At 55.1% G+C, this 23,167-nt stretch carries 22 protein-coding genes; 8 read left to right on the plus strand and 14 right to left on the minus strand.

Going from position 1 to position 23,167, the window contains the following annotated elements; translation table 11 throughout:
* Window positions 1-42: 42 nt before the first annotated feature.
* The 4 genes from K5K95_RS21820 to K5K95_RS21835 all read right to left on the minus strand — a co-directional run bounded on the left by K5K95_RS21820 (window position 43) and on the right by K5K95_RS21835 (window position 4,110).
* Complete coding sequence (locus K5K95_RS21820; protein ID WP_222586058.1) at window positions 43-927, minus strand: ABC transporter permease subunit; 885 nt, start codon at window positions 925-927, stop codon at window positions 43-45.
* Window positions 924-1,805, minus strand: a complete 882-nt coding sequence (locus tag K5K95_RS21825; RefSeq protein ID WP_167360543.1) for an ABC transporter permease subunit — start codon at window positions 1,803-1,805, stop codon at window positions 924-926. Before K5K95_RS21825 ends, K5K95_RS21820 begins: the two co-directional genes overlap by 4 nt.
* A 29-nt stretch (window positions 1,806-1,834) precedes the next feature.
* Window positions 1,835-2,977 (minus strand): polyamine ABC transporter ATP-binding protein, encoded by a 1,143-nt coding sequence (potA, locus tag K5K95_RS21830; protein ID WP_222586059.1) that lies wholly within the window; start codon window positions 2,975-2,977, stop codon window positions 1,835-1,837.
* Window positions 2,978-3,348: 371 nt separating this feature from the next.
* Window positions 3,349-4,110, minus strand: coding sequence for a gamma-glutamyl-gamma-aminobutyrate hydrolase family protein (locus K5K95_RS21835; protein WP_222586060.1), 762 nt, complete (start codon window positions 4,108-4,110; stop codon window positions 3,349-3,351).
* 280 nt (window positions 4,111-4,390) lie between these two features.
* On the opposite strand from K5K95_RS21835, the gene K5K95_RS21840 reads away from it, so the two are divergent.
* The 5 genes from K5K95_RS21840 (at window position 4,391) to K5K95_RS21860 (ending at window position 10,408) form a co-directional block, all read left to right on the plus strand.
* The gene (locus K5K95_RS21840) at window positions 4,391-5,767 is read left to right on the plus strand and encodes a glutamine synthetase family protein (RefSeq protein ID WP_222586061.1); all 1,377 of its coding nucleotides are present in this window, start codon (window positions 4,391-4,393) and stop codon (window positions 5,765-5,767) included.
* A 211-nt stretch (window positions 5,768-5,978) separates the two neighbouring features.
* Complete coding sequence (locus K5K95_RS21845) at window positions 5,979-7,469, plus strand: aldehyde dehydrogenase (RefSeq protein ID WP_222586062.1); 1,491 nt, start codon at window positions 5,979-5,981, stop codon at window positions 7,467-7,469.
* A 57-nt stretch (window positions 7,470-7,526) separates the two neighbouring features.
* Complete coding sequence (locus tag K5K95_RS21850) at window positions 7,527-8,813, plus strand: NAD(P)/FAD-dependent oxidoreductase (RefSeq protein ID WP_222586063.1); 1,287 nt, start codon at window positions 7,527-7,529, stop codon at window positions 8,811-8,813.
* A 531-nt stretch (window positions 8,814-9,344) separates the two neighbouring features.
* Window positions 9,345-9,893: a cupin domain-containing protein gene (locus K5K95_RS21855; RefSeq protein WP_028623608.1), complete on the plus strand. Its 549-nt coding sequence runs from the start codon at window positions 9,345-9,347 to the stop codon at window positions 9,891-9,893.
* Window positions 9,894-9,976: 83 nt separating this feature from the next.
* The gene (locus K5K95_RS21860) at window positions 9,977-10,408 is read left to right on the plus strand and encodes a hypothetical protein (protein ID WP_222586064.1); all 432 of its coding nucleotides are present in this window, start codon (window positions 9,977-9,979) and stop codon (window positions 10,406-10,408) included.
* Window positions 10,409-10,414: 6 nt separating this feature from the next.
* On the opposite strand, the gene K5K95_RS21865 is transcribed toward K5K95_RS21860, so the two are convergent.
* Window positions 10,415-11,128, minus strand: a complete 714-nt coding sequence (locus K5K95_RS21865) for a DUF4225 domain-containing protein (protein WP_222586065.1) — start codon at window positions 11,126-11,128, stop codon at window positions 10,415-10,417.
* On the minus strand, window positions 11,121-11,621 hold the full coding sequence (locus K5K95_RS21870; RefSeq protein WP_222586066.1) for an Hcp family type VI secretion system effector: 501 nt from the start codon (window positions 11,619-11,621) through the stop codon (window positions 11,121-11,123). Before K5K95_RS21870 ends, K5K95_RS21865 begins: the two co-directional genes overlap by 8 nt.
* A 343-nt stretch (window positions 11,622-11,964) precedes the next feature.
* On the opposite strand from K5K95_RS21870, the gene K5K95_RS21875 reads away from it, so the two are divergent.
* Complete coding sequence (locus K5K95_RS21875; RefSeq protein WP_222586067.1) at window positions 11,965-12,381, plus strand: hypothetical protein; 417 nt, start codon at window positions 11,965-11,967, stop codon at window positions 12,379-12,381.
* An 83-nt stretch (window positions 12,382-12,464) separates the two neighbouring features.
* A complete protein-coding gene (locus K5K95_RS21880) occupies window positions 12,465-13,031 on the plus strand; it encodes a DJ-1/PfpI family protein (protein ID WP_222586068.1) in 567 nt (188 codons plus the stop codon).
* A gap of 577 nt (window positions 13,032-13,608) precedes the next feature.
* On the opposite strand, the gene K5K95_RS21885 is transcribed toward K5K95_RS21880, so the two are convergent.
* Complete coding sequence (locus tag K5K95_RS21885; RefSeq protein ID WP_222586069.1) at window positions 13,609-14,145, minus strand: hypothetical protein; 537 nt, start codon at window positions 14,143-14,145, stop codon at window positions 13,609-13,611.
* 664 nt (window positions 14,146-14,809) lie between these two features.
* Between K5K95_RS21885 and K5K95_RS21890 the strand changes: the two genes are divergently transcribed.
* A complete protein-coding gene (locus K5K95_RS21890) occupies window positions 14,810-15,178 on the plus strand; it encodes a hypothetical protein (protein WP_222586070.1) in 369 nt (122 codons plus the stop codon).
* Window positions 15,179-15,227: 49 nt separating this feature from the next.
* Here the strand turns inward: K5K95_RS21890 and K5K95_RS21895 are convergent, their stop codons facing one another.
* The 7 genes from K5K95_RS21895 to K5K95_RS21925 form a co-directional block, all read right to left on the minus strand.
* Window positions 15,228-15,734: a hypothetical protein gene (locus K5K95_RS21895; protein WP_222586071.1), complete on the minus strand. Its 507-nt coding sequence runs from the start codon at window positions 15,732-15,734 to the stop codon at window positions 15,228-15,230.
* A gap of 306 nt (window positions 15,735-16,040) precedes the next feature.
* Window positions 16,041-17,123: a hypothetical protein gene (locus K5K95_RS21900; RefSeq protein WP_222586072.1), complete on the minus strand. Its 1,083-nt coding sequence runs from the start codon at window positions 17,121-17,123 to the stop codon at window positions 16,041-16,043.
* Between the two features lie 204 nt (window positions 17,124-17,327).
* On the minus strand, window positions 17,328-18,119 hold the full coding sequence (locus K5K95_RS21905) for a PDZ domain-containing protein (protein WP_222586073.1): 792 nt from the start codon (window positions 18,117-18,119) through the stop codon (window positions 17,328-17,330).
* 317 nt (window positions 18,120-18,436) lie between these two features.
* Complete coding sequence (locus K5K95_RS21910; protein ID WP_222586074.1) at window positions 18,437-18,730, minus strand: fructose-bisphosphate aldolase; 294 nt, start codon at window positions 18,728-18,730, stop codon at window positions 18,437-18,439.
* Between the two features lie 581 nt (window positions 18,731-19,311).
* Window positions 19,312-19,530 carry a PLD nuclease N-terminal domain-containing protein gene (locus tag K5K95_RS21915; protein ID WP_090182949.1) on the minus strand — a complete coding sequence of 73 codons (219 nt, stop codon included), beginning with the start codon at window positions 19,528-19,530 and terminating at the stop codon, window positions 19,312-19,314.
* Between the two features lie 174 nt (window positions 19,531-19,704).
* Entirely contained in the window at window positions 19,705-21,399 is a 1,695-nt protein-coding gene (locus K5K95_RS21920) for a phospholipase D-like domain-containing protein (RefSeq protein ID WP_222586075.1), read from the minus strand.
* A gap of 171 nt (window positions 21,400-21,570) precedes the next feature.
* A complete protein-coding gene (locus K5K95_RS21925) occupies window positions 21,571-22,986 on the minus strand; it encodes a purine-cytosine permease family protein (protein ID WP_222586076.1) in 1,416 nt (471 codons plus the stop codon).
* Between the last annotated feature and the right edge of the window lie 181 nt (window positions 22,987-23,167).

Consider the following 23,167-nt stretch of genomic DNA (forward strand, 5'->3'; position numbering starts at 1 on the left):
TCTTTTTATTCACATTACGCAAAGCGTTTGAAACGCGACGGCCTAGGCCGTCGCTTCTACCAATTGCTTCTCAGGTTGCTTCCAGGATTCGCTGGCGGTCTGGTCCATCGCTTCCTGGATCGCGCGTTTACGGGTGGCTTCGGCGCGACGGCTGAAGAACCAGACCATGAACGTTACGATCGAGACGGCGAGCAGAATCAGGCTGGCCACGGCGTTGATCTCAGGCTTCACGCCCAGACGCACCGCCGAGAACACTTCCATCGGCAGGGTTGTCGAACCCGGGCCCGACACGAAGCTCGCCAGCACCAGGTCATCCAGCGACAAGGCAAACGACATCATGCCGCCGGCCGCCAGAGACGGCGCGATCATCGGAATGGTGATCAGGAAAAACACCTTGAACGGCTTCGCCCCCAGGTCCATGGCCGCTTCTTCGATGGACAGGTCCAGCTCACGAAGGCGGGCGGAGACCACCACCGCCACATAGGCGGCGCAGAACGTGGTGTGGGCGATCCAGATGGTGACGATGCCACGCTCCTGCGGCCAGCCGATCAACTGCGCCATGGCCACGAACAGCAGCAACAGCGACAGGCCGGTGATCACTTCAGGCATCACCAACGGCGCGGTCACCAGGCCACCGAACAGCGTGCGGCCCTTGAAACGCGTCACGCGGGTCAGCACGAATGCTGCCAAGGTGCCCAGCACTACAGCGGCAATCGCGGTGTAGCAGGCGATTTCCAGCGAGCGCACCACCGAGCCCATCAGTTGGGTGTTGTCGGCCAGGCCGACATACCACTTGATCGACCAGCCGCCCCACACCGTCACCAGTTTGGAAGCGTTGAAGGAGTAGATCACCAGAATCAACATCGGCAGGTAGATAAACGACAAGCCGAAAATCAGCATGAACTTTGAAAATCCGAAGCGTTTCATCCCCGTGCCTCCATCTCTTTGGCCTGACTGCGGTTGAACAGCAGAATCGGCACAATCAGGATCAACAGCATCACCACCGCCAGGGCAGATGCCACCGGCCAGTCGCGGTTGTTGAAGAACTCTTGCCACAGCACACGGCCGATCATCAGGGTTTCCGGGCCGCCCAGCAGTTCCGGAATCACGAACTCACCGACCACCGGAATGAACACCAGCATGCAGCCGGCGATGATTCCGTTCTTGGCCAGCGGCACGGTGATTTTCCAGAAGTTGTTGAAGTTGCTCGAACCCAGGTCCGAACCCGCTTCCAGCAAGCTCTGGTCGTGCTTGACAAGGTTGGCGTACAGCGGCAACACCATGAACGGCAGGTAGGCGTAAACCACACCGATGTACACCGCCGTGTTGGTGTTGAGGATCTCGATCGGGTGGTCGGTCAGCCCGGTCCACATCAAGAACGCGTTGAGCAAACCGTTGTTGCTCAGAATGCCCATCCACGCGTAAACGCGGATCAGGATCGCGGTCCAGGTCGGCATCATGATCAACAGCAGCAAGACGTTTTGCGCTTCCTTGCTCGCTTTGGTGATCGCATAGGCCATCGGGAAACCGATCACCAGGCACATCAGCGTGCTGAAAAACGCGACCTTCAACGAACCCAGGTAGGCCGAGATGTACAGCTCATCGTCGGTCAGCAACGCGTAGTTGCCGATGTTCAACAGCAGCTGGAATTTCTGCTCGGCGTAGGTGTAGATCTCAGAGTAGGGAGGAATGGCCAGGGCCGCTTCCGAGAAGCTGATCTTCATCACCAGGAAGAACGGCAACAGGAAAAACAGGCACAGCCACAGGAATGGAACCCCGATGACGAGCTTTCGACCACTCGGCATCAGCCGCATGAACTGCTGATTGAGTGTTTTCATGAGCGCAGTACCACGCCGCTGTCGTCTTCCCACCACACGTAGACCTTGTCGTCCCAGGTCGGACGGGCGCCACGGCGTTCGGCGTTGGCCATGAACGACTGCACGACCTTGCCGCCAGGCAATTCCACGTAAAACACCGAGTGACCGCCGAGGTAGGCGATGTCATGCACTTTGCCTTGGGACCAGTTGTAGCGAGTCTCCGGCTTGATCGTGCTGACCAGCATTTTTTCCGGGCGGATCGCGTAGGTGATCGACTTGTCCTGCACCGAGGTGCTGACGCCGTGACCGACGTAGATCTTCTGTTCCAGGTCCGGGCTGTGAATGATCGCGTGGCCTTCCAGGTCTTCCACCACGGTGCCGTCGAAGGCGTTCACGTTGCCGATGAATTCGCAGACCATGCGGCTGACCGGCGCTTCATAAATGTCGACCGGGCTACCGATCTGGGCGATCCAGCCCAGGTGCATGATCGCGATGCGTTGGGCCATGGTCATGGCCTCTTCCTGATCGTGGGTCACCATCACGCAGGTCACGCCGACGCGCTCGATGATCTCGACCAGTTCCAGTTGCATCTGCGAGCGCAGCTTTTTATCCAGCGCGCCCATCGGTTCGTCGAGCAGCAACAGCTTCGGACGCTTGGCCAGGGAGCGGGCGAGGGCGACACGCTGACGCTGTCCGCCGGACAACTGATGGGGTTTGCGTTTGGCGTATTGGGTCATGTGCACCAGGCGCAGCATCTCTTCGACGCGGGCGTCGATTTCGCTGGCCGGCAAACGGTCCTGCTTGAGGCCGAAGGCAATGTTCTGCGCAACCGTCATGTGCGGGAACAAGGCGTACGACTGGAACATCATGTTGATCGGCCGCTCGTACGGCGGCATGTCAGTGATGTCCACGCCATCGAGGAAAATCCGTCCATCGGTCGGGCGCTCGAAGCCTGCGAGCATGCGCAGCAGGGTCGATTTGCCGGAACCGGAACCGCCGAGTAGAGCGAAGATTTCGCCTTGATGAATCTCAAGCGAGACATCGTCTACGGCGCAGGTTTCGTCGAATTTCTTGGTGACGCGGTCGACCTTCAACAACACCTTTTTCGATGTCTGGTGACCTTCAAGAGCCTTCCTGTAAGTGCTGGAGGCGTTTGCCATGTGAAACTCCCAACAGGTTTCAGTTGTCGGGCCAACGCGGCCTGACTTAATAGTTGATTGCAAGCCTTGGGGCGTGCGGTGCCAGTCAATTCAACGGTGATCCCCTGTGGGAGCGGGCTTGCTCGCGAAAGCGGTGTATCAGGCAGTATCAATGTCGACTGACACTCCCTCTTCGCGAGCAAGCCCGCTCCCACCCTGGATTTGCGTTTGGCTCACTGGCATCGCCCGCCTTGGGCTAATTCGGCGCCGCCGTCCTGGCTGCCTGGTAGTACTTGTTGTTATCGCAGTGTGTTGTTATCGCGAGCGTCAGGCGCGCAAACGCACGCCCGCCTGACTCACGGGGGCAGTAAATGAATCAATCGTTTTTTGCGTCAGCGTGATTTACGCAACGCGGCCCGTCGCCGGCACGCATCGCCGAACGCCTGGAAAATACTCAAATAAGGAGGATTGGAAAGCACCTGCCATTCCGGGTGCCATTGCACACCGACGGCGAAGGTGGGGCTGTGTTCCACCGAAATCGCTTCGATCAAACCGTCCGGCGCAATCGCTTCGGCACGCAGGCCGGGGGCGAGTCGGTCGATGCCCTGGCTGTGAATCGAATTGACCATGAACTCGCCGGGCAACTCCAGCGCCTCGAACACCCCGCCCGGTTGCACTGTCACCGCATGGGCCGGGGCGTATTGCACCGCCAGCTCGGGACTGTCCGCTTCGCGGTGATCGAGCATCCCGGGCAGCTCATGCACCTTCTGATGCAGGCTGCCGCCGAACGCCACGTTCATTTCCTGGAAGCCGCGGCAGATGCCGAGCACCGGCACGCCAGCCGCAATGGCCGCACGCAATAAAGGAAGAGTCGTGGCGTCCCGCGCCGGATCGTGATCCGTGCCGGGAGCGCTGGCCGGGCCTTGATAGTGGAAAGGTTCCACGTTCGAAGGGGAGCCGGTCAGCAACAGGCCATCAAGGTGCGCCAGCACATCCTCGATTTCAGTCTGTTCGCCCAGGGAAGGAATGATGACGGGCAGCCCCAGAGCCGCGACGCTGACAGCACGCAAGTACTTGTCGCCGCTGACGTGGTAGGGGTGCAGGCCAATCTGTTTGACGCACGCTGTAACGCCGATCAATGGCTTGAATGCCATTTTTATCACCTCGAAGTTTCACACTTGAACGAGCTTTTCCGGAGCTTAGCCTTGTTGATTTTAATTAACAACTCTCATGTAAAAAATTCTAAACGCCGCACGTCTGATCGTCAGGATTTACGCGGTGCGCAAGACTGATGTGGCACTCTCGTGCCCAAAAAAGGCCCGAAAATAAAGGTTGAAAGGTCAAGTGTTCGCTATTGACTTCACTTTGCCGTTCGGGTTGACTGAGCTCGCAACAAGGTAGTGAACATAATAATTAACAGCTAATAGGTGCATCATGTCGGTCCCTCTGCGTGCCGTTCAACTCAACGAAGCAAACGCATTCCTTAAGAAATATCCTGAGGTTTTGTACGTCGACCTTCTGATTGCGGATATGAACGGTGTGGTGCGCGGCAAGCGCATCGAGCGCACCAGTCTTCATAAGGTTTACGAAAAAGGCATCAACCTCCCGGCGTCACTGTTTGCTCTGGACATCAACGGTTCCACGGTGGAAAGCACCGGCCTGGGTCTGGACATCGGCGACTCAGACCGAATCTGCTTCCCCATCCCCGGTACCCTGAGCATCGAGCCATGGCAGAAGCGCCCAACCGCTCAGTTGCTGATGACCATGCACGAACTCGAAGGCCAGCCGTTCTTCGCTGACCCGCGTGAAGTGTTGGCCAATATCGTGCGCAAGTTCGATGACCTGGGCCTGACCATCTGCGCAGCCTTCGAACTCGAGTTCTATCTGATCGACCAGGACAACGTGAACGGTCGTCCGCAATCGCCGCGTTCGCCGGTATCGGGCAAGCGTCCGGTGTCGACCCAGGTCTATCTGATCGACGACCTGGACGAGTACGTTGATTGCCTGCAAGACATCCTTGAAGGCGCGAAAGAGCAGGGCATTCCTGCCGACGCCATCGTCAAGGAAAGCGCCCCGGCGCAATTCGAAGTGAACCTGCATCACGTCAACGACCCGATCAAGGCCTGCGACTATGCGGTGTTGCTCAAGCGTCTGGTGAAGAACATCGCCTACGACCACGAGATGGACACCACGTTTATGGCCAAGCCTTACCCAGGTCAGGCGGGCAACGGTTTGCACGTGCACATTTCGATTCTCGACAAAGAAGGCAACAACATCTTTGCCAGCGAGGATCCCGAGCAGAACGCCGCGCTGCGACACGCGATCGGCGGTGTGCTCGAGACCCTGCCGGCGCAGATGGCGTTCCTGTGCCCGAACGTCAACTCGTACCGTCGTTTCGGCGCACAGTTCTATGTGCCGAACTCGCCGAGCTGGGGCATCGACAACCGTACCGTGGCGGTGCGTGTGCCGACCGGTTCGCCGGACTCAGTGCGCATCGAGCACCGTGTAGCCGGTGCCGACGCCAACCCGTACCTGCTGATGGCCTCGGTTCTTGCCGGTATTCACCATGGCTTGACCAACGAGATCGAACCGGGCGCCCCGGTCGAAGGCAACAGCTACGAGCAAAACGAACAAAGCCTGCCGAACAACCTGCGCGATGCGTTGCGCGAGCTGGACGACAGCGAAGTCATGGCGCGCTACATCGACCCGCTGTACATCGACGTGTTCGTGGCGTGCAAGGAAAGCGAGCTGGCCGAGTTCGAGAACTCCATCTCCGACCTTGAGTACAACTGGTACCTGCACACCGTTTGATGGGCCTGATGGTGTACGCACTATCCGCGTACACCACCCATCAAATGTGGGAGCGGGCTTGCTCGCGAAAGCGGTGGATCAGTCAACCCTGATGGCGCCTGACATACCGCCTTCGCGAGCAAGCCCGCTCCCACAATGGATTGCATTTCAAATCCTCAATTGACTGGCATCAATCCAACGATCACTCATTCCCCTGCGTCGAGTCACAACCATGACAAACACTCGCAGCGATTGGGAGCAACGCTTCCAGTCCCTCAACATCGAAGGCCGAGCATTCATCGACGGTCAATATTGCCCGGCACTCAGCGGCGACAGCTTTGAATGCATGAGCCCGGTCGACGGTCGCTTCCTGGCCAACGTCGCCAGCACCGACGAAGCCGACGCCAACGCCGCTGTCGCCGTCGCGCGCCGCACCTTCGAGTCCGGCATCTGGGCCAACCTCGCCCCGGCCGAGCGCAAGCGCATCCTGATTCGTTTCGCCGATTTGATCCTGGCCAACCAGGAAGAACTGGCCCTGCTCGAAACCCTCGACATGGGCAAACCGATCAACGACTCGATGAACATCGACATCCCTGCGACCGCCAACGCGATCCGCTGGAGCGCCGAAGCCATCGACAAGATCTACGACGAAGTCGCCGCCACCCCGCACGATCAACTCGGCCTCATCACCCGCGAACCTGCGGGCGTCGTCGCCGCCATCGTGCCGTGGAACTTCCCGTTGATCATGGCCGGCTGGAAGTTCGCCCCTGCGCTGGCCGCGGGCAACTCGTTCATCCTCAAGCCATCGGAAAAGTCGCCGCTCACGGCCATTCGCATTGCGCAACTGGCGCTGGATGCCGGCATCCCGAAAGGCGTGTTCAACGTTCTGCCGGGCTACGGTCACACCGTCGGCAAGGCGCTGGCGTTGCACATGGATGTCGACGTGCTGGCTTTCACCGGCTCGACCGCCATTGCCAAGCAACTGCTGATCTACGCCGGGCAAAGCAACATGAAACGCGTCTGGCTCGAAGCAGGGGGGAAGAGTCCGAACGTGGTGTTCGCCGATGCGCCGGATTTGCGCGCGGCAGCACAAGCGGCGGCCGGTGCCATCGCCTTCAACCAGGGCGAAGTCTGCACCGCCGGTTCGCGCTTGCTGGTCGAGCGTTCGATTCGCGAGCAGTTCATTCCGCTGCTGGTGGAAGCGCTGCAAGCCTGGAAACCGGGCCACGCGCTGGACCCGGAAACCACGGTCGGCGCGGTCGTCGATCAGCGTCAATTGGAAAACGTTTTGCGCTACATCCAGGTCGGTAAAGACCAGGGCGCGCAACTGATCGCGGGCGGCAGCCGCACCCTCGAAAGCACCGGTGGCCTGTACGTGGAACCGGCGATTTTCGACGGCGTGACCAACGCCATGACCATCGCCCGGGAAGAGATCTTCGGCCCAGTGCTGTCGCTGATCACCTTCGACACCGCTGAAGAAGCGCTGGCGATTGCCAACGACAGCATCTTCGGCCTGGCCGCCGGCGTCTGGACCAGCAACCTGAGCAAGGCCCACACCTTCGCTCGCGGCTTGCGCGCCGGCAGCGTCTGGGTCAACCAGTACGACGGCGGCGACATGACCGCGCCGTTCGGTGGCTACAAGCAGTCGGGTAACGGTCGGGACAAATCGCTGCATGCGTTCGACAAATACACCGAACTCAAAGCGACCTGGATCAAGCTCTAATACCTATAAAAAAAGCGACGGTCGCCGGCACGCTGCCGGTGGCCATCGGAGAAACGTATGAAACACACCACACATGTAAACAGCTACTACGCCGCCACCCGTAACTTCACCGGCGAATTCCCGGTGCTTGAAGAGCTGGTGGAATGCGACGTCTGCGTGATCGGCGCTGGCTACACCGGCTTGTCTTCGGCGCTGTTCCTCGCGGAAGCGGGCTACAGCGTGACCGTACTCGAAGCCGCCAAAGTCGGCTTCGGCGCCAGCGGTCGCAACGGCGGTCAACTGGTCAACTCCTACAGCCGTGACGTCGATGTGATCGAAGAGCGCTACGGCGACAAGACCGCCGAAGTCCTCGGCAGCATGATCTTCGAAGGCGCCGACATCATCCGTCAGCGCATACAGCACTACGACATCCAGTGCGACTACAAGCCGGGCGGCATCTTCGCCGCGATGAACAAGAAGCAACTCAAAGGCCTGGCCGAGCAGAAGAAGAGCTGGGAGCGCTACGGCAACAAGAACCTGAAAATGCTCGACACCGCCGACATCAAGCGTGAAGTCGGTTCCGACGCCTACGTCGGCGGCCTGCTCGACATGCAGGGCGGCCACATCCACCCGCTGAACCTGGCCCTCGGCGAAGCCTCGGCCATCATCGGCCTGGGCGGCAAGATCTACGAACAATCGGCGGCGGTGGAAATCACCTACGGCGAACCGATCACCGTGCGCACCGCCAAAGGCGTGGTCCGCGCCAAATACCTGCTGATCGCCGGCAACGCCTACCTGCCGCAAGGCCTCGACAATCGAGTGACCAGCAAAAGCATGCCGTGCGGTTCGCAAATCGTCGTCACCGAACCGTTGTCCGAGAAGGTTGCGCGCAGCCTGATCAAAAACAACTACTGCGTCGAAGACTGCAACTACCTGCTCGACTACTACCGCCTCACTGCCGACAACCGCTTGCTGTACGGCGGCGGCGTGGTCTACGGCGCGCGGGAACCGGACGACATCGAACAACTGATCCGCCCGAAAATCCTCAAGACCTTCCCGCAACTCAAGGACGTGAAGATCGACTACCGCTGGACCGGCAACTTCCTGCTGACCATGTCACGCATGCCGCAATTCGGCCGCATCGAGAAAAACGCCTACTACATGCAAGGCTACAGCGGCCACGGCGTCACCTGCTCGCACCTGGCCGGCAAACTGATCTCGGAAATGATCCGCGGCGACGCCGAACGCTTCGATGCTTTCGCATCGTTGCCGCACATGCCAATGCTCGGCGGCCGCACCTTCCAGGCCCCGCTCACCGCCATGGGCGCCGCGTACTACGCGCTGCGCGATCGCTTCGGCATCTAACCCAGGCACAACCCCTGCAGGAGTGAGCCTGCTCGCGATGAGCCCCAATCAGTCGCCATCAACATCGCCTGACCCACCGCCATCGCAAGCAGGCTCACTTCCACAAGTGGGTTCCGGTCGATCACAGTTTTTGCTATCGCCACAAAACCCCCTGTAGGAGTGAGCCTGCTCGCGATGAGGCCCTAATATTCAACATCAATGTTGAATGACACACCGCCATCGCGAGCAAGCTCACTCCACAATTTGATCCCAGTCGATCACAGATTTTGCGGTCGCCACAGAACCCATGTGGGAGCGGGCTTGCCCGCGATGAGGCCCTACCAGCCACCATCACCCCCAACCAAACCCCATGATTTCAGCCCCAAACAACCTTTTCACCCACCCATTCATCGAACCTGCTGAGCAACACCACCAAACGTGATTTAATACCCGCCTTTCACATTTCCGGGACAGGGAAGCGGTACTTTCGCGGCCAAAAGTCGCCCGCCATCCACCCCCATAACCCTTAAGTATTCTTCGCATAAGGCTGTCATGGACACGGGCTCAAGACTCAAATTAGTACGCGAAAGCTACAAACTCTCCCAGCGCGAGCTGGCCCGGCGTAGCGGCGTCACCAATGCCACCATCTCCCTGATCGAACAAAATCGCGTCAGTCCCTCCGTCAGCTCCCTGAAAAAACTGCTCGAAGGCATTCCCATGTCTTTGGCGGACTTCTTCACCTTCGACCAACCGCCCCGCGAGCACCAATATGTGTTCCGCGCCAATGAACAGCCGGATCTCGGGCGTCATGGGCTGCGGTTGCTGCTGATCGGCGCTTCGGTGCCGAGTCGGCAGATGCGGCTGTTGCGTGAGCAATACGCGCCTGGGGCGAGTTCCGGGGAAGAGCCGATTGTGCATTCGGAAGGGGAGGAGTGTGGGCTGGTTACGCGGGGGACGGTTGAGTTGACGGTTGATGGGCAGATTAGTGTGCTGAATGCTGGGGATGGGTATTACTTTCCGACGACGTTACCGCATCGGTTTCGGAATATTGGCCAGGATGAAGCGGAAATCATCAGTGCTAATACACCGGCTAACTTTTGATTGAGTAAATGTTTCAATGCTTCCAACGGTCTGATGCATGGCTATAATGTTTTAAAACATTGTAGCTGTGAAGGATCGTATTTATGCGGCTGAAAAACATTCAATACTATATATGGGTGTGTTCTCTTATCTTCGGTTCGGCGGGGTTTTTTACGGTAATAGTTGTCGGAGAAGTAAAGCAATTATTTTCAATAGATAGCAATTATTTACGAGCTGTCTACATTTTTACATATGTAGCTTTTAGTTCTTTCGGGTTGCTTTTTTATATTCCCAGGCTGCGAAATGTATGGCTTGGCGATATGATGGATAAAAAGTACACAAGCCTTTGGGGTTCTTGGATTGGTATTAGTGTTGGGGCTGGAGCCGGAACCATAATATTTATGCCGCAGGTGAAAAAAATTGAGCTCTTGAGTGGCATGCCTAATTTATTGGTTACAGCAGTTACGTTTCTTATTTTTGCGCTAATAATGGTTTTTTTGAGCTTTTATGCTGGATCTTCACGGCGTGGTCGGTGATTGATTTTATCTTTGATCGTGGTTGGCTTTTCCGTTTGTAGAGATACTCTCGTTTATCATGGTGTTAATTGTAATTCCGTCGACTAGAGCTTCGAAGGCTAAAGCGAGCTTTCCCATTTGTTTGTAGGCCATCTCATAGTTGATAGGGTCGCGGGTAAATAACTGCATCGAATCGGGTTTGCGAACTAAACTTGATACGCCGCTTATAGACAAGTACACATCCACCGAGTAGTAGGCCATATTGCCATCGTAAACGCTTCCAAGACGCTCTTGATAAAACTCACGAATGGGCCCGATTACACTTGGCGCGCCAGGACCATTGTAGATATTCCCCATGCCTTCATAAATGTTGTTGAAGCCATGAAAAATTAGTGGGGCGCCAGCTATGACGCCGACCCCTCTTGTTTTTCCTATCGTGGAAATACCCGCCTCAACCTGCAGGGCGCCGGCTATAACCCCAACGCCGTTTTGAGCATAAAAAAAAGCCTTGGATGATAACTCGGCATATTCCTCTCTGATCTTTTGTATACCTTGCCACGCACTGATGACTCCTTCATCAACGGCTCGGATAATTTCGTTTGCACAAGATGAAACAATCGAACTAAATTGAAGCTGCATGAAGCTATCGTAGAGGTGTGTAGCGCCAAGAGTGCAGCCGAATGCAACAAGATCGGACGCGGTTTTAGTAACGTCGTGAATGTCACAGGTTTCTTCACTCACCCTCGTTCCCCCAACTGCTACACGCGCTCGTTCCCGCCTGAATGTGGGTCCAACTAATCTCTCTATAGCGAATCGATACTAGCTCTTGTGGTTCCGCGTCATTCATATGAATGGAATGAGGCACTTGGAGGCTTACGTGTACGATTTTCGCCCCGGTAAGTCGTATTGAGTAATATTTATCCTGTCCGCCGGCCGGCGAGGTACGGTAGAAGTTAATTGTGCACTCTACTTCTTCGCGCTCATGCAGTGCACTAGCCAGTAGTGGTGAGGATTTATCAATATTTTTGGTAATCATAATAGGCATGTGATTGCCCCGGTCGCCAGAAACTCCGCCATCATTACCCGTAATCATATTGTGCGAGTAAGCCAGAATCATGACTTCGTCTTCATGGCCAATCTGACATTTGTTGCCGATGGAGCTTAGGCTTGAGCAACCAGCAGAAATCAAGCCTTGTCGTTTCCCAGTAATGCTCATGTAACCATGGCTAGCCATGTGTACTGCTCCTTTTAGTTGCTTTTATTGGCTGGGTGCTTTATTCCAAGTGTTCAAATAACTCTATCTGGATTTTTTTAGCTTGTATTTCTGTAATTGGATGCGTCGAAAGATACGGACCTTTCTTACAGCAAATAAAGAAGCAGGTAAGTGAAATGTCCTACCTGTGTTGGCGCTTTTTATTGCTGAAAAGGTGACTGCTAGCGTGATGGCATATTAATATGGGTGCTGGCTGCCAAATAGGACGGCGCTTGTAGCGACGATAGGGTGTTCGTGCAGTGCGCCCCGGACAAAACAGGCATTTGGATTCCAGGGCTGCTACCCAAAAAATGGAGAGGCAAAGATGACTGGACAGGTTTTGAAGTCGAAGTTGGTGAATTTTCTGGTGGCCGATGCCGAGGTGAATTACGCCAACGTGGACGATTTATATTACGTGGCTGAAGCTGGCAATGTGGACGCGTTGGGCGATGTGCTAGAGGCCTTCAAGGAGGCATACGGAGGACTTTGGGTTGGCGGAAAGATGGTGCTGACACAAACAATGGTTCATCTGAGTGCCAATGCCATGAACCGCCTCGTTCAGGACGGGACGCTGGATATTGAACTCCCATTGGCATTGATCCGAAAGGTCACGATTGAAGGTGGGTTCATAACGAAGATCATTCGTCTTGATACCGGCGCTGGCAGCGTTAAGTTCCGGTGTTTTGGTGCGAAGGATGTCGCTGCGATGATAGAGAATGCAATTCTCTCGCGCCTGTTGTAACCGGCAGAATTCGACCCGAAGCATTCCTTGATGTCTGTTTGTTGTCGTCATATGTTACGGGCATTCATGGAGGATTCTGACTGATGGCACGCGTGGGTTTGATACTGACACCCGGTTTTGCGGACTGGGAATATGCTTTCATTGCTGGCACGGCGTCCCCGTTTTACGGGATCGACGTCAGGTTTTTCGCTCCTACTACGGGGCAGTTTCGTTCGCAGGGTGGATTGGCTGTAACGGTCGATAGCAGCTTGCAACAATGTCTGGACTGGAAACCGGACGTTGTCGTCGTCATTGGAGGAATGATCTGGGAAAGTGCAGAAGCACCGGATATTCGAGACTTTCTTCATGCCAGTCGTTCAAGTGGGGCAACCATTGCCGGTATCTGTGGAGGAACGCTGGCACTTGCGAGGGCCGGGCTTCTAGACACGGTTCCTCATACCTCGAACAGCGCTGACTTCTTACAGAATGCCGTCAGTTATGAAGGCTGCACACTTTACCGAAGCAGCTCAATAGCGGTGATGGCAGACCGCATCATTACTGCTCCAGGCACCGCCCCGGTTAGCTTCACCTGCGCAGTATTTGAAGGTGCCGGGCTATCTTCAGAGAGCATTTCTCAGTTCAGGTCAATGTTGGCAGCGGAACATGGGTGATCGCGTCGTCCCGGTATGTCGGGCACATTCTCAGGAGATAATTGATGAGCGCTGGCGATGTACCTATGGGGCAAGTGGTACAAGGCTACGTAACCTTTGTAGGGAGTGAGGGGCCGTGGATCGGAGCGCAGTGAGCTTCAGTTATAGCGCCAATGGGAAGCGGTTTTACAAGTCTCTCAACGAAACCATTGACGCTTGGTCAACTGCAACTCTGCGTAAAGCCTCATACGGGCTGAAGGTAGGCGACCCAGTGTCGGTTTGGTGCTCTCTCAGCGACCCGGACGTGTGTTGCATCGGCGAAAAACCAGCCGAAAAACCAGCATTGTTGCGTTTGATTGAGGCTCTGGCAGCGTTTGGGTATTTAAGTTGATCCGCGCTGTCCAAGCCGACATGTTTTGAGGTGTTTGCTGTGTAGGCGTACTGGATCATCCGATGCCTGAATTCTGGCGCTGCAATGGCAGTTTCTGGCCGTTTTCTGCCTCTCGCGACAGGCAGAAAACGGCCAAAAGCTGTCACTCATGTTTGAGTTAAGCGACAGGCCCGACAGGGCCTGTGCATTTGAACGAATGGTTAGGGCCTACTCTTCATCTCTTCGACGAAACTCTTCAAGCTCCCATACGGATAGAGTTCGCGCCTTAGCTACTTTCTTCAAATCTTCTACAGCCTGCTTATAGGCTTCGATTGAATCATTCGTTGTCCAGTCATAGGAAATCTTTGCTTTATCTCGAATAATCCCATCGATTGGACAATGTGGCGGCTCCTCGATATGGCCGGTTGCCCACAGGTACTTCAGGTGCAAATTGATGAGTTTTTGGGCGACGCCGATCCTGAATCTTCCGTTATGTAATTTATTTCCAAGTGCTTTTGATACGTCGTCTGCGGTTCTTTGGATGAACTCAACGTGCTGTTCTTCCGCCACATTCCCCTTCACGTACATATTCTCCAGTTTTTCAAGAACTCCTCGAAAAACTTTTTTTTCTTTGGTTCGCTGATGGAGCTTGATTCCTTTTGCGTATACCGGAGCATCACCATTCCTGGTGGATAGTGCGGCTTTAAGACTGAGTAAGCCAAGTTCGTAAGACAGAAACCGCTTCTTATCGTTTTTGATTGCCACGAATCTCTCCTGTAGGCTCTTGCTATAAGTAGGTGGCAGAGATGATGTAATATTTTTTGCCATTCGTGTCCCCAACCCTCCTTGTCCATATGTAAACCCTTGAGCAAGTTGTGCCGAGCGCTAAGGCCGCGGCATGAGCAAAGGAGAAAAATCGACAACACCTGTCCCGAGAGTGCTAAGTCGTCGGCAGTATGTCTACGATAAACGCTTCCGTCCATGAAGGCCCGTTTTCGGCCGATTTCTGTAGGGCGCATCGGCAAGCATCGACCCAATGCAGTCCTTCGGCACCAGCAGGATTTCGGCTTAATGCGGACGGAGAAAACTCAGGTACTAGCAGCTTGTTGAATGTGGCCAGAACACCTACCAATCACTTCATGTTGATGACATCGTCCGTCTTCCAGGCGAACGGGACCAAGCAATGCGTCTCCGTTTTCACAGATAAAAAAATAGACAAAAATAAATGCGTCCCACTTGCTAACTTTTTGCTCTTTCTGCTTACCTCTTTTTTACTTTTTCCTGGTCCCTTTTTTCGCTAATCGTCAGAATTTGGTACTTTGCGGTCAGCGCAAGCATATCGGCGGTGTAACCGGCTGTGTATAATTGCTAGTGTGTGGGGGGGTATTTGCTCTCTTAATATTAATTATTAACAATACTGGACGCCGGAATGCTCTATGATTTGGCTTTTGTACTGATTGTGGTTGTAGTTTCAGGTGGGTTGGGCTACTGGGCGAACATCGGTATGAAAGTGACGCAGATGATTGTGTTTTCGCTTGTTACAGTAATGTTTATCGTCACAGTCTACTTTGGGGCTTACTCCATCATCGATGTCTCTGGGCAAGGGAAGGGGTATTTTGCCATTGCTGCGGCTGCATTTACTCTGGGACTTACCATTTTCGGTGAGTGCTTCAATGCACCGCTTGAAAAGTGTGAAAAAATAAAATTGAGGAGCTCTCAATGGAAAGCGGGAATCAATATTTTTAGGGCTTTTACTATTTTTGTTTGCACTGCGGTTTATTTTCTCCCACGAGAATGAGGCGACTAACAGATCATTGATGAGGAAGTAAAAAAGGTGACAGATCTATTTAAACAAATAGATCTGTCACCTTTTTATCTATATGGGCACTGACGTTTTGCACCATGAGCCAATCCGGCATGTACGCCATTGCGGTGGTATGGTGACGATAGAGGGTGGTGTTGCGCATCATCAGATAGGTCTCGAACGATTGATCCTCTGTTTCGTAACTCTCGTAAATTACGAAATGGTGGGTCAATTCCTTGTTGCGATTCAGGTAGTGGCGCCACAGCCAATTAGATTTCGAGGGATCGTTCTTGGCTTGAGCTAGCGTTTTGGCTTCTCCCAACTCAGCCTTGAATGCCTCAAGCCAAAAGACCAATAGCAGCAGAATGAAGCACGCGATCTTTGCGTTGTCGTAAATTGCTGAGTACACGGCATTGGGGGAAGGGGTAGACCAAAAAATCCATCCAATGAGAAAGATAGGGAAAAAGAAAATTGGGAGGACAAATACGCCTATGGAAAAGCCGACCCAAGCGCCTATGACTTCTGCAATTTTCAAAGGTGGAATATTCATGAGCCTTCCTTGGGTTTTATGTTTCTTAGACTCACTCCAAGACATCACTAAGGCAAGGCGTTTTCGCCTAAATGGGTGTCCTGTTTCACTAGACGACTACCCCTTAGTCTTTTGGGCACTGTGACTCGTATCGACCGATGTAGTCCGCAGCCGACATCTGACCGTCGCCACCGGCCACTCTGGGTCGGTTTTTGCCCTTCGCGACAGTCAGAAATTGCCAAATGCGGACATCCATGACCGGCGGCCATCAGTTGAAGCAGACATTGAAAGGTATAGAGTTATGGTCGATTGAGTGTTCGCCATACACTATTGATGACAGTTGCTAAAAAAGTCCTGTATTTCGGCCTTGACCGGAGTGATATCCATTTGCGCCCCTCGGCGAAATGGACCGCCACTCTCAAGCCAAACATCTAGGATGTCTGATTTCAGGATAGCCAGCCGATCAAGCGGTGTGATGGGTTCGATGTCCACCCACATAGTGCTTTGCGCTGGGATGATGGATCTCCCTCGAAGCCGGCTTTGGTCGGACAACTCAATGTAGTAAGCATGGTTCCACGACAGTAGCTCTTGCGTGTTGTCTTCGGTGGTAACTATGCCAGCTCTCACGAGGATCACTCCCCGATCGCACAAAAACAAAATGCGAGCTGTTGCAGCCTCTCGTATTTGCTCGAGCCTTAGGTAGGGCGTGCCATCGGCCAGCTTGATCTGAGCGGTAGTTTTTTCCGACCCATTGTGGGCTAGGTTGAGTGCGGCGGCTTCGCTCGGGGTGATCCAGATCATGTCGTCTTTGGTTGCCTGGCTTGCGATGACAAAGGCGCGTGAATTCACGCCCATTTCAGTCAAGTACGCCAAAATCATTGCGGAGAGTTTCTGAGTATCCCCGATATCACCAATGTTCTCCTTTTCACTGCGGTAGAACTGATGAACACCTAGCAACGTGTCTCGGTAAAGATATTCCCGCAGTACGCCACCAGCAAACGCGTAGACGCACGCGCTGGCACAGATAGCCCTAATTTCTTTCTGGTTGTCCTTAAAATTGTATTCCTTACCGAACTCGCTAATTCCGGTGCTATAACCAAGAGTGCGGATGACACGGCCTAGGGTAATGCCTCCAACCAGCGAACCTCCCGGAGAGTTGAAGTAGAGAGTGACAGGTTCACTGACATTGTTCTGCTTGAGGAACTCAAGAAATTTCAGGTGAGTTCCTTCTGTGATAGTGCCTTTTGCGTAGATTTTGACTCTGCCGCCAACAACACGCCTAATGAATCTCTCTTGTTCAGTATCGGGGGTCATCCTAAAGGTCATTGCAGCATCCTCTCCTGACCTCGCTGGTTGTGCAAAAGTAAATAGGAAGCTGAACAACGCGCTGGCAATGCAGGCAAATCGCATGTGTCGACTCTCTATTAGTGGCTGCTGTCGTTTCGCGATAGGCATGTGAGGAATGAATTGCTCCCCTAGTCTAGTAGATGATTTCGAGTGGCCGCTTTTGGCCGTTCACTGCACGAAGCATGGTGGTTAAATCTGGCTCAAATGGCTTGTCAGCTCGATTACAAACGGCTGGACAAGCCTGTGCAATCACCACATGGGCCTGAGCTACGGTATTGTTAATTTCTTTATTATGGATTTGCCACTACGGATAAGCATAACGTCGACCGTCTTTCCGCGGCGCGCGCGTACAAAGTCGGCAGCATTAGGAATTTGGTCAACGGAAAGATTATCTGCTTTAAGAATTGTATCTCCAGGAAGGAGATCCGCTTGATAGGCCGCAGAACCGCGCACAATGGAGGTAATCACAACAGCACGCTGTGTGCCAAGAGCTTGAGCTTCCGCAGTAGTAGGTGCGCGGAAATGCAGTCCTAAGGGCTGGTTGGTCCTAACGTAGTACGTGGCGGTCTGAAAGTAGCTATCCCGACTAACTTGGATCGCAGTCCATTGTTGCCCGGAAACAGTTCCATACGAAGAGCCATATGCAGTGGCTGATCCGCCATAGTTATTGTAAGCGGTCGCTTGCCCATAACTACTCACAGTTTGCTGAGTGGGAAGTGATACCGGTACAGCTTGGGTGTTGGTACGCTGGTAAACGGGCTCGTAGTAGACAACCAGATCAGCACCAACTACCCGACCTTGCTCAATTGCTTTCTGCTGTGTCGATAATTCGTCGCTGAACATACTAAAACCAAGTGCTTCATAGCTGTTTTCATAGTATGTCTGAACGTCCTGGACCGGGTTTGTGCCGAGCGCTAAAGTCGGCTCCGCAGGAGCGGGAGCTGTTCGATAGGCGGCGATATATTCCGGATTAGAAAGTGACTTGTAGCTTTTGGCGTAGGGGTTTGCGCAACCAGCTAGAGCGAGGGAGCCAACGATCATCAGTATGTTCTTGATCACAGCCATTTTCCCTATGAGCTATTTGATAGATGCCGTATGTCCGAGAGCAGACCGAGCCTAGAGCGTCGTCTAGCTCGCTGGCAAGGAAATCCTCTAAAAAAACAAAAGCCGTGCAGCTATGAGACCTTTGTGGGTGAACAGTTACGATAGCAGTTGTAGACCGTGGAATTAAATGTATACCCGAGCGGCCGCTTCTGGCCGATTGTCGCTTGGCACAATCCTCTGAATCCAGCGCCCAATCAAAAGCTGGAACTACAGCACATGATCAACTAACAAAAACCCGCATCAACGCGGGTTTTTTTTGGATTGAAATTCGTTCACTGCCCCTGAGGCGCATCAAACCCACGCTGCTCAATCACCCGAAACACATCGCTCACATCCTGAACCATAATCCGGGCGATGTTGGTGACGGTGTTGATGTCGTGTTCGGCGTAGTCGGGGAGGCTGGTGCAGGCCATGAGGTTGAGGTATTTGAGGACGGCGTTGAGGCGTTCGCTGACGCAGTTGTGGAGTTCGCGCAGTGGAGCATCGTAGTCGATGAGCAGGACGGGGTATTCGGTGGCAAGTTGGGACATTGGGGTGAAGCGGCGGGGCGAGTTTAGGGTTGACATGCTTATAGTCCTAAAAAATTAATCAAAGTCGTCAAAGTCCATTCACAGACGGAAACCGACCGTGTCATGTCCGACGGAATTGGTGATCTTCTTTTAGGGCTGCGAAACCCTGTCTCTGATGGTCGTCAGCGACGGGTCGAATATAGGCATCGTTTTTGTCGCCTGCAAACGGCCGTGTAGGACGCAAAGCCGGGTTTCCCGCTCGTGTCCCAGGCAGCATCCAACTGAGTGGCAGACGTGAAATCAATACGCGTTTAATGTCACCAGAGCCGTCCGCGTCGGAATTACGGCGGCAGCGCAGGCGAACGCAGGCTTCGCTGGTCGTTACGGGATTTGGTGTTGTTTAAGCGCTTGGTAGGGCGTGGGGTGCGGTCTTCGCTTGTTGAGGGTTAGGTCCTTCGGTGTAGAGGGTTGTTTCCTACGCGAAATTCGGACGTCAAGATCAAGAGATCGCAGCCTCGTTTCACTCGACAGCTCCTACAGATGGATTGTCGTGGGGGGACAACAAAGCTCAGGTTATCTGGGCTTTGTTGTTTGGAATCACGCGCAGTTTCCAGATCTTTAGCGCGAACGCTCCGATGTCATTGCCCAGCCTGCGGCGCATGCGGGTTGTGTTCGGTGTGTTTCGGTCCCGCGACTGCCCACGCGATCACCCCAATCAGTGGCACAAACACGATCACCACGATCCACAACAGTTTGTTGCTCGACTTGCCCTGGGCTTTGCGCACCCGATTGATCGCCCACAACTCGATCAGCAACAGAACGGCTGTCAGTACGATCCAGATTGTTTCGATTTGCATGGGTTACCCTCCAGATAGTCTTTCGTTAGGCGGGTGGTGGTCGGCAGGGTTCATTAAATTTCGGCAGGCGCGACGTTGCTCGCGATGGCGGGCTGTCAACCAAATGGGTATTGGCTGTCAGTGCGTCATCGCGAGCAGACTCGTTCCCACAGGTTTACCGGCTAGCGCTTGTCGTCAGTGAGAGAACAACTGCCGGTCACGTTCTTTCTGTGAACCCTGGACGTAGTAATCCTCAAACCAGGCGGGCTGGCCGGTGATGGCGGTGGGTTTGCGCAATGTCATGGGCGGCGGGTGTCCGGCAACGCCTCCGGCGGCCGGTTCGAAGGCTTTTTTCATGTCGGTGCGAAAGTGCAGGTGGTCGAACACAAGTAGCGCTTCAATGGCATAGGCCTGCGCAATTCGGCCATCCTCGATCAGAATCAGGTGGTCGCCGTTGTGTTCTTCGCCGGCAACGGAGAGGTTCGAGGACCCGGTGAAGACTTTGGCGCTGGGCAGGTTGAAGTCGGTGACCACGAATTTGTTGTGCACGGTGATGCCGCTGCCGCCTGCCCATTCGCTGCGGAAAGGTTCCGGTGCGTTCTTGGCCAGATACTCGAAATCGACTTCAGCCGAGGTGCCATCGGGCTTGATCACGTCCATTCCCGAGGGTTTGTCGGTGACGCCATAGCTGAAAATCGGCCGTTTATAGAGGCGAGTGATCGAGTCGAACGTGGGCCCCGAATCGATCTGGTTGAGGAAGGCGATGTTGAACAGCACCGAACTGGTGGCTTGGTCGATTGCGCCGCCTAACGGGCCGAGTGAGAGGTTTGCGCTTTCGTGGGGTGAAAAGCAGAAGTGCAGGCGCGGGCCTTGGGTTTCGATGACGTGCCATTTCTTGGCCAGGTCGCTGGCGGCGAAGTGGTCCGGGTCTGCGAAAGAGGCGTCGAAGACTTGACCGAATAGCGCGGCCACCGCCGGTTCCGAGAACAGCAGCGCGTTGTTGTTTTGCACGTAGCAGCCTCGAAAGCTGAAGTTGGTGGAGCCGCACAGGACTTTGTAAGGGACGCCATTGCGCCGAGCGATGAGCACTTTATGGTGTTGCAGCCCTTTGAAATGAGTGCGGTGGACGTTGGCCGCGCCAGCGGATGTGGCAAGGCGGATGGCGGCTCTTGTCTCGCAGCTTGTAGGTGCGTGGTGATCGCCAGCGTCGTCGATGATGATTCGCAGACGACTGCCGAGTTTCTCGAATGAACCGACAATGTCGGGCTCGTTGAGGTCATAGGCGAGCACATCGAGGGTGGTGTTCGTGTCCTGAATGACTTCGTTGAACAAGCCGAAGATCATGTCGACGGCTTCAAAACCCAGCCACTCATAGATTGCCGGGTCGGTCTTCTGGTGGTCGAGACTGTCTTCGGTCTTCGATGGAATCAGGCTCTTTCCGTAGTCATTGACGTTCATGCCTTTGGGCACTCGATCAACAAACGCCTGGGAAGAGGTGAAGCCACGGGTAAAGCCGATATCGACGATGCCTTCGTAGCTGATGGGGTCCAGATCAATCGCCAGTTCAATGGACGTGCCGGCAACCAGTTGGCCGTCCGCGGGCATGTGCATCAGGGTGCCCCGGTAGACGAACGTGCCGTGTCCGGTTTCGTGGGGGAAGTGAATCCAGCGAAATTTCTGGAACGGTGCGGTGAGCGACGAAAACTTTCGCGCGCCGCTGACGGCTTCTGCGGTGGGTTTGTCGTACTCGAAGGCGATTCGATTGGGCAGGGGTGTGAAGTCCGCTGCGCCGGGGAATTTGCACTCAATGGCAAACCCGACGAAGGTGGCGGCGGGGGCTTCGACGTCGAAGCCGATCAGGCAGGTGCGCTCGCCGCGCCAAAGTTTCATGGTGAATCCGTCGGTCGTCCTTGCGATGAAATCAGTCATGGTAAGTACTCGAGTGTGTGACGCGAGGTTATCTGGCCTGATTCAGCGTAGAGCAAGACGGCGATGGCTTCGTGACATTTGTATGGCAGGGAGGGCAGAGCACGGCGTGATCTGCCCTCGGTGTCCAGGGTTTTACAGGCTGTTGGCGAGTTTTCCGGTCGAGAGACGACGCTTGTACGCGCTGTCACGGTTGGCCAGCCAGTAGTAGAGCGGCGAGGTGATCAGCAGACCGACCAGCCAGGACAGATCCGCGCCATTGATGTGTTCCGAAATCGGCCCGACGTACAGCGGCGTGTTCATGAACGGAATCTGCACCACGATCCCGATCGCATACGCCAGCAACGCCTGCGGGTTGTACCGGCCATAGATGCCGCCGTCGACCTTGAAGATCGAACCAATATCGTACTGACCTTTGTGAATCGCATAGAAGTCGATCAGGTTGATCGCGGTCCACGGCACCAGCACCACGAGCAGCACCAGCACCATGTCGACGAAGTGGCCGATGAAGTTGGCCGAGGCGCCGACGGCGGCGAAGCAGCACGCGGCGAGGACGATGACCGAGAGCACGGCGCGGCTTTGGGCGGTGGGAATCCAGCGGTAAGCGAAGGTTTGCACCAGGGTGATCAGCGACAGCACGGCGCCGTAGAGGTTGAGGGCGTTGTGGCTGATGACGCTGAGCAGAAACAGCACCAGCATCAACGGGCCGATGGAGCCGGTGGCGAGTTTGACCGCGTCCATGGTGTCCATGCCCACGGGCGTGGCGAGCACGGCGACGGCGCCGAAGATGAACGAGAGGCTGGAGCCGAGCACGGTGCCCAGGTACGTGGTCCAGAACGTGGCGGCCACGGGCACGTTGGCCGGCAAGTAGCGGGAGTAGTCGGACACGTACGGTGCGAAGGCGATTTGCCAGAGCGCGGCGAGGGACACGGTGGCCAGCCAGCCGGAGATGTTGAAGCTGCCGCGAGTGAGGAAGTCGGCGGTCTGCACGTGGGTGAAGATGTAGCCGAAACCGAGCACGATACCGGCGCCGAGGACCCAGGTGCCGATGCGGTTGAGCACGTGGATGAAGCGGTAGCCGATGATGCCGATAATGCCCGACCCGAGCGCGCCGATGACGATGCCGACGGGCACCGGCACGCTGTCGACCACGCCATGCAAGGACTTGCCGGCGAGGACGATGTTGGAGGCGAAGAAACCGATGTACATGATGCCGGCGATCAGCACCACCAGCAGCGCGCCGAGGGAACCGAACTGGGCGCGGCTCTGGATCATTTGCGGGATGCCCATCTGCGGGCCTTGCGCCGAGTGCAGTGCCATCAGCACGCCGCCGACCAGGTGGCCGACGAGGATGGCGACGATGCCCCACACCAGGTTCAGGTGAAACATCTGCACGCCGAGGGCGCCGGTGACGATGGGCAGCGGCGCGATGTTGCCGCCGAACCAGAGGGTGAACAGGTCGCGGGTTTTTCCGTGGCGATCTTCGGGCGGCACATAGCCGATGGTGTGTTTTTCGATGAGCGGGGCGGAGGTTGTTGCAGGGGTAACCATGACGGACTCCAAGGCAATTTGAGTACGTGGACGTACTTCGGTGAGCGTCACGCGAGGGCGACGCTTTTCTTGTTGGAGTGGATGATGTGCGGTGGGGGCGGATAGATAAATTAGTAAGATTGTGGGTATAGACGTTAAAAAATGTATGCCGTTGGGCAGCCGAAAAACCTGTGGGAGCGGG

Origin of the sequence: Pseudomonas sp. DR48 (genome assembly GCF_019823085.1) — a bacterium.
Classification (GTDB): Bacteria; Pseudomonadota; Gammaproteobacteria; order Pseudomonadales; family Pseudomonadaceae; genus Aquipseudomonas.

What these genes read in the sequence shown, in the direction of transcription:
- K5K95_RS21820 (WP_222586058.1), bottom strand. Translation starts at nt 927, where the DNA reads ATGAAACGCTTCGGATTTTCAAAGTTCATGCTGATTTTCGGCTTGTCG.
- K5K95_RS21825 (WP_167360543.1), bottom strand. Translation starts at nt 1,805, where the DNA reads ATGCCGAGTGGTCGAAAGCTCGTCATCGGGGTTCCATTCCTGTGGCTG.
- potA (WP_222586059.1), bottom strand. Translation starts at nt 2,977, where the DNA reads ATGGCAAACGCCTCCAGCACTTACAGGAAGGCTCTTGAAGGTCACCAG.
- K5K95_RS21835 (WP_222586060.1), bottom strand. Translation starts at nt 4,110, where the DNA reads ATGGCATTCAAGCCATTGATCGGCGTTACAGCGTGCGTCAAACAGATT.
- K5K95_RS21840 (WP_222586061.1), top strand. Translation starts at nt 4,391, where the DNA reads ATGTCGGTCCCTCTGCGTGCCGTTCAACTCAACGAAGCAAACGCATTC.
- K5K95_RS21845 (WP_222586062.1), top strand. Translation starts at nt 5,979, where the DNA reads ATGACAAACACTCGCAGCGATTGGGAGCAACGCTTCCAGTCCCTCAAC.
- K5K95_RS21850 (WP_222586063.1), top strand. Translation starts at nt 7,527, where the DNA reads ATGAAACACACCACACATGTAAACAGCTACTACGCCGCCACCCGTAAC.
- K5K95_RS21855 (WP_028623608.1), top strand. Translation starts at nt 9,345, where the DNA reads ATGGACACGGGCTCAAGACTCAAATTAGTACGCGAAAGCTACAAACTC.
- K5K95_RS21860 (WP_222586064.1), top strand. Translation starts at nt 9,977, where the DNA reads ATGCGGCTGAAAAACATTCAATACTATATATGGGTGTGTTCTCTTATC.
- K5K95_RS21870 (WP_222586066.1), bottom strand. Translation starts at nt 11,621, where the DNA reads ATGGCTAGCCATGGTTACATGAGCATTACTGGGAAACGACAAGGCTTG.
- K5K95_RS21875 (WP_222586067.1), top strand. Translation starts at nt 11,965, where the DNA reads ATGACTGGACAGGTTTTGAAGTCGAAGTTGGTGAATTTTCTGGTGGCC.
- K5K95_RS21880 (WP_222586068.1), top strand. Translation starts at nt 12,465, where the DNA reads ATGGCACGCGTGGGTTTGATACTGACACCCGGTTTTGCGGACTGGGAA.
- K5K95_RS21890 (WP_222586070.1), top strand. Translation starts at nt 14,810, where the DNA reads ATGCTCTATGATTTGGCTTTTGTACTGATTGTGGTTGTAGTTTCAGGT.
- K5K95_RS21895 (WP_222586071.1), bottom strand. Translation starts at nt 15,734, where the DNA reads ATGAATATTCCACCTTTGAAAATTGCAGAAGTCATAGGCGCTTGGGTC.
- K5K95_RS21900 (WP_222586072.1), bottom strand. Translation starts at nt 17,123, where the DNA reads ATGCGATTTGCCTGCATTGCCAGCGCGTTGTTCAGCTTCCTATTTACT.
- K5K95_RS21910 (WP_222586074.1), bottom strand. Translation starts at nt 18,730, where the DNA reads ATGTCAACCCTAAACTCGCCCCGCCGCTTCACCCCAATGTCCCAACTT.
- K5K95_RS21915 (WP_090182949.1), bottom strand. Translation starts at nt 19,530, where the DNA reads ATGCAAATCGAAACAATCTGGATCGTACTGACAGCCGTTCTGTTGCTG.
- K5K95_RS21920 (WP_222586075.1), bottom strand. Translation starts at nt 21,399, where the DNA reads ATGAAACTTTGGCGCGGCGAGCGCACCTGCCTGATCGGCTTCGACGTC.
- K5K95_RS21925 (WP_222586076.1), bottom strand. Translation starts at nt 22,986, where the DNA reads ATGGTTACCCCTGCAACAACCTCCGCCCCGCTCATCGAAAAACACACC.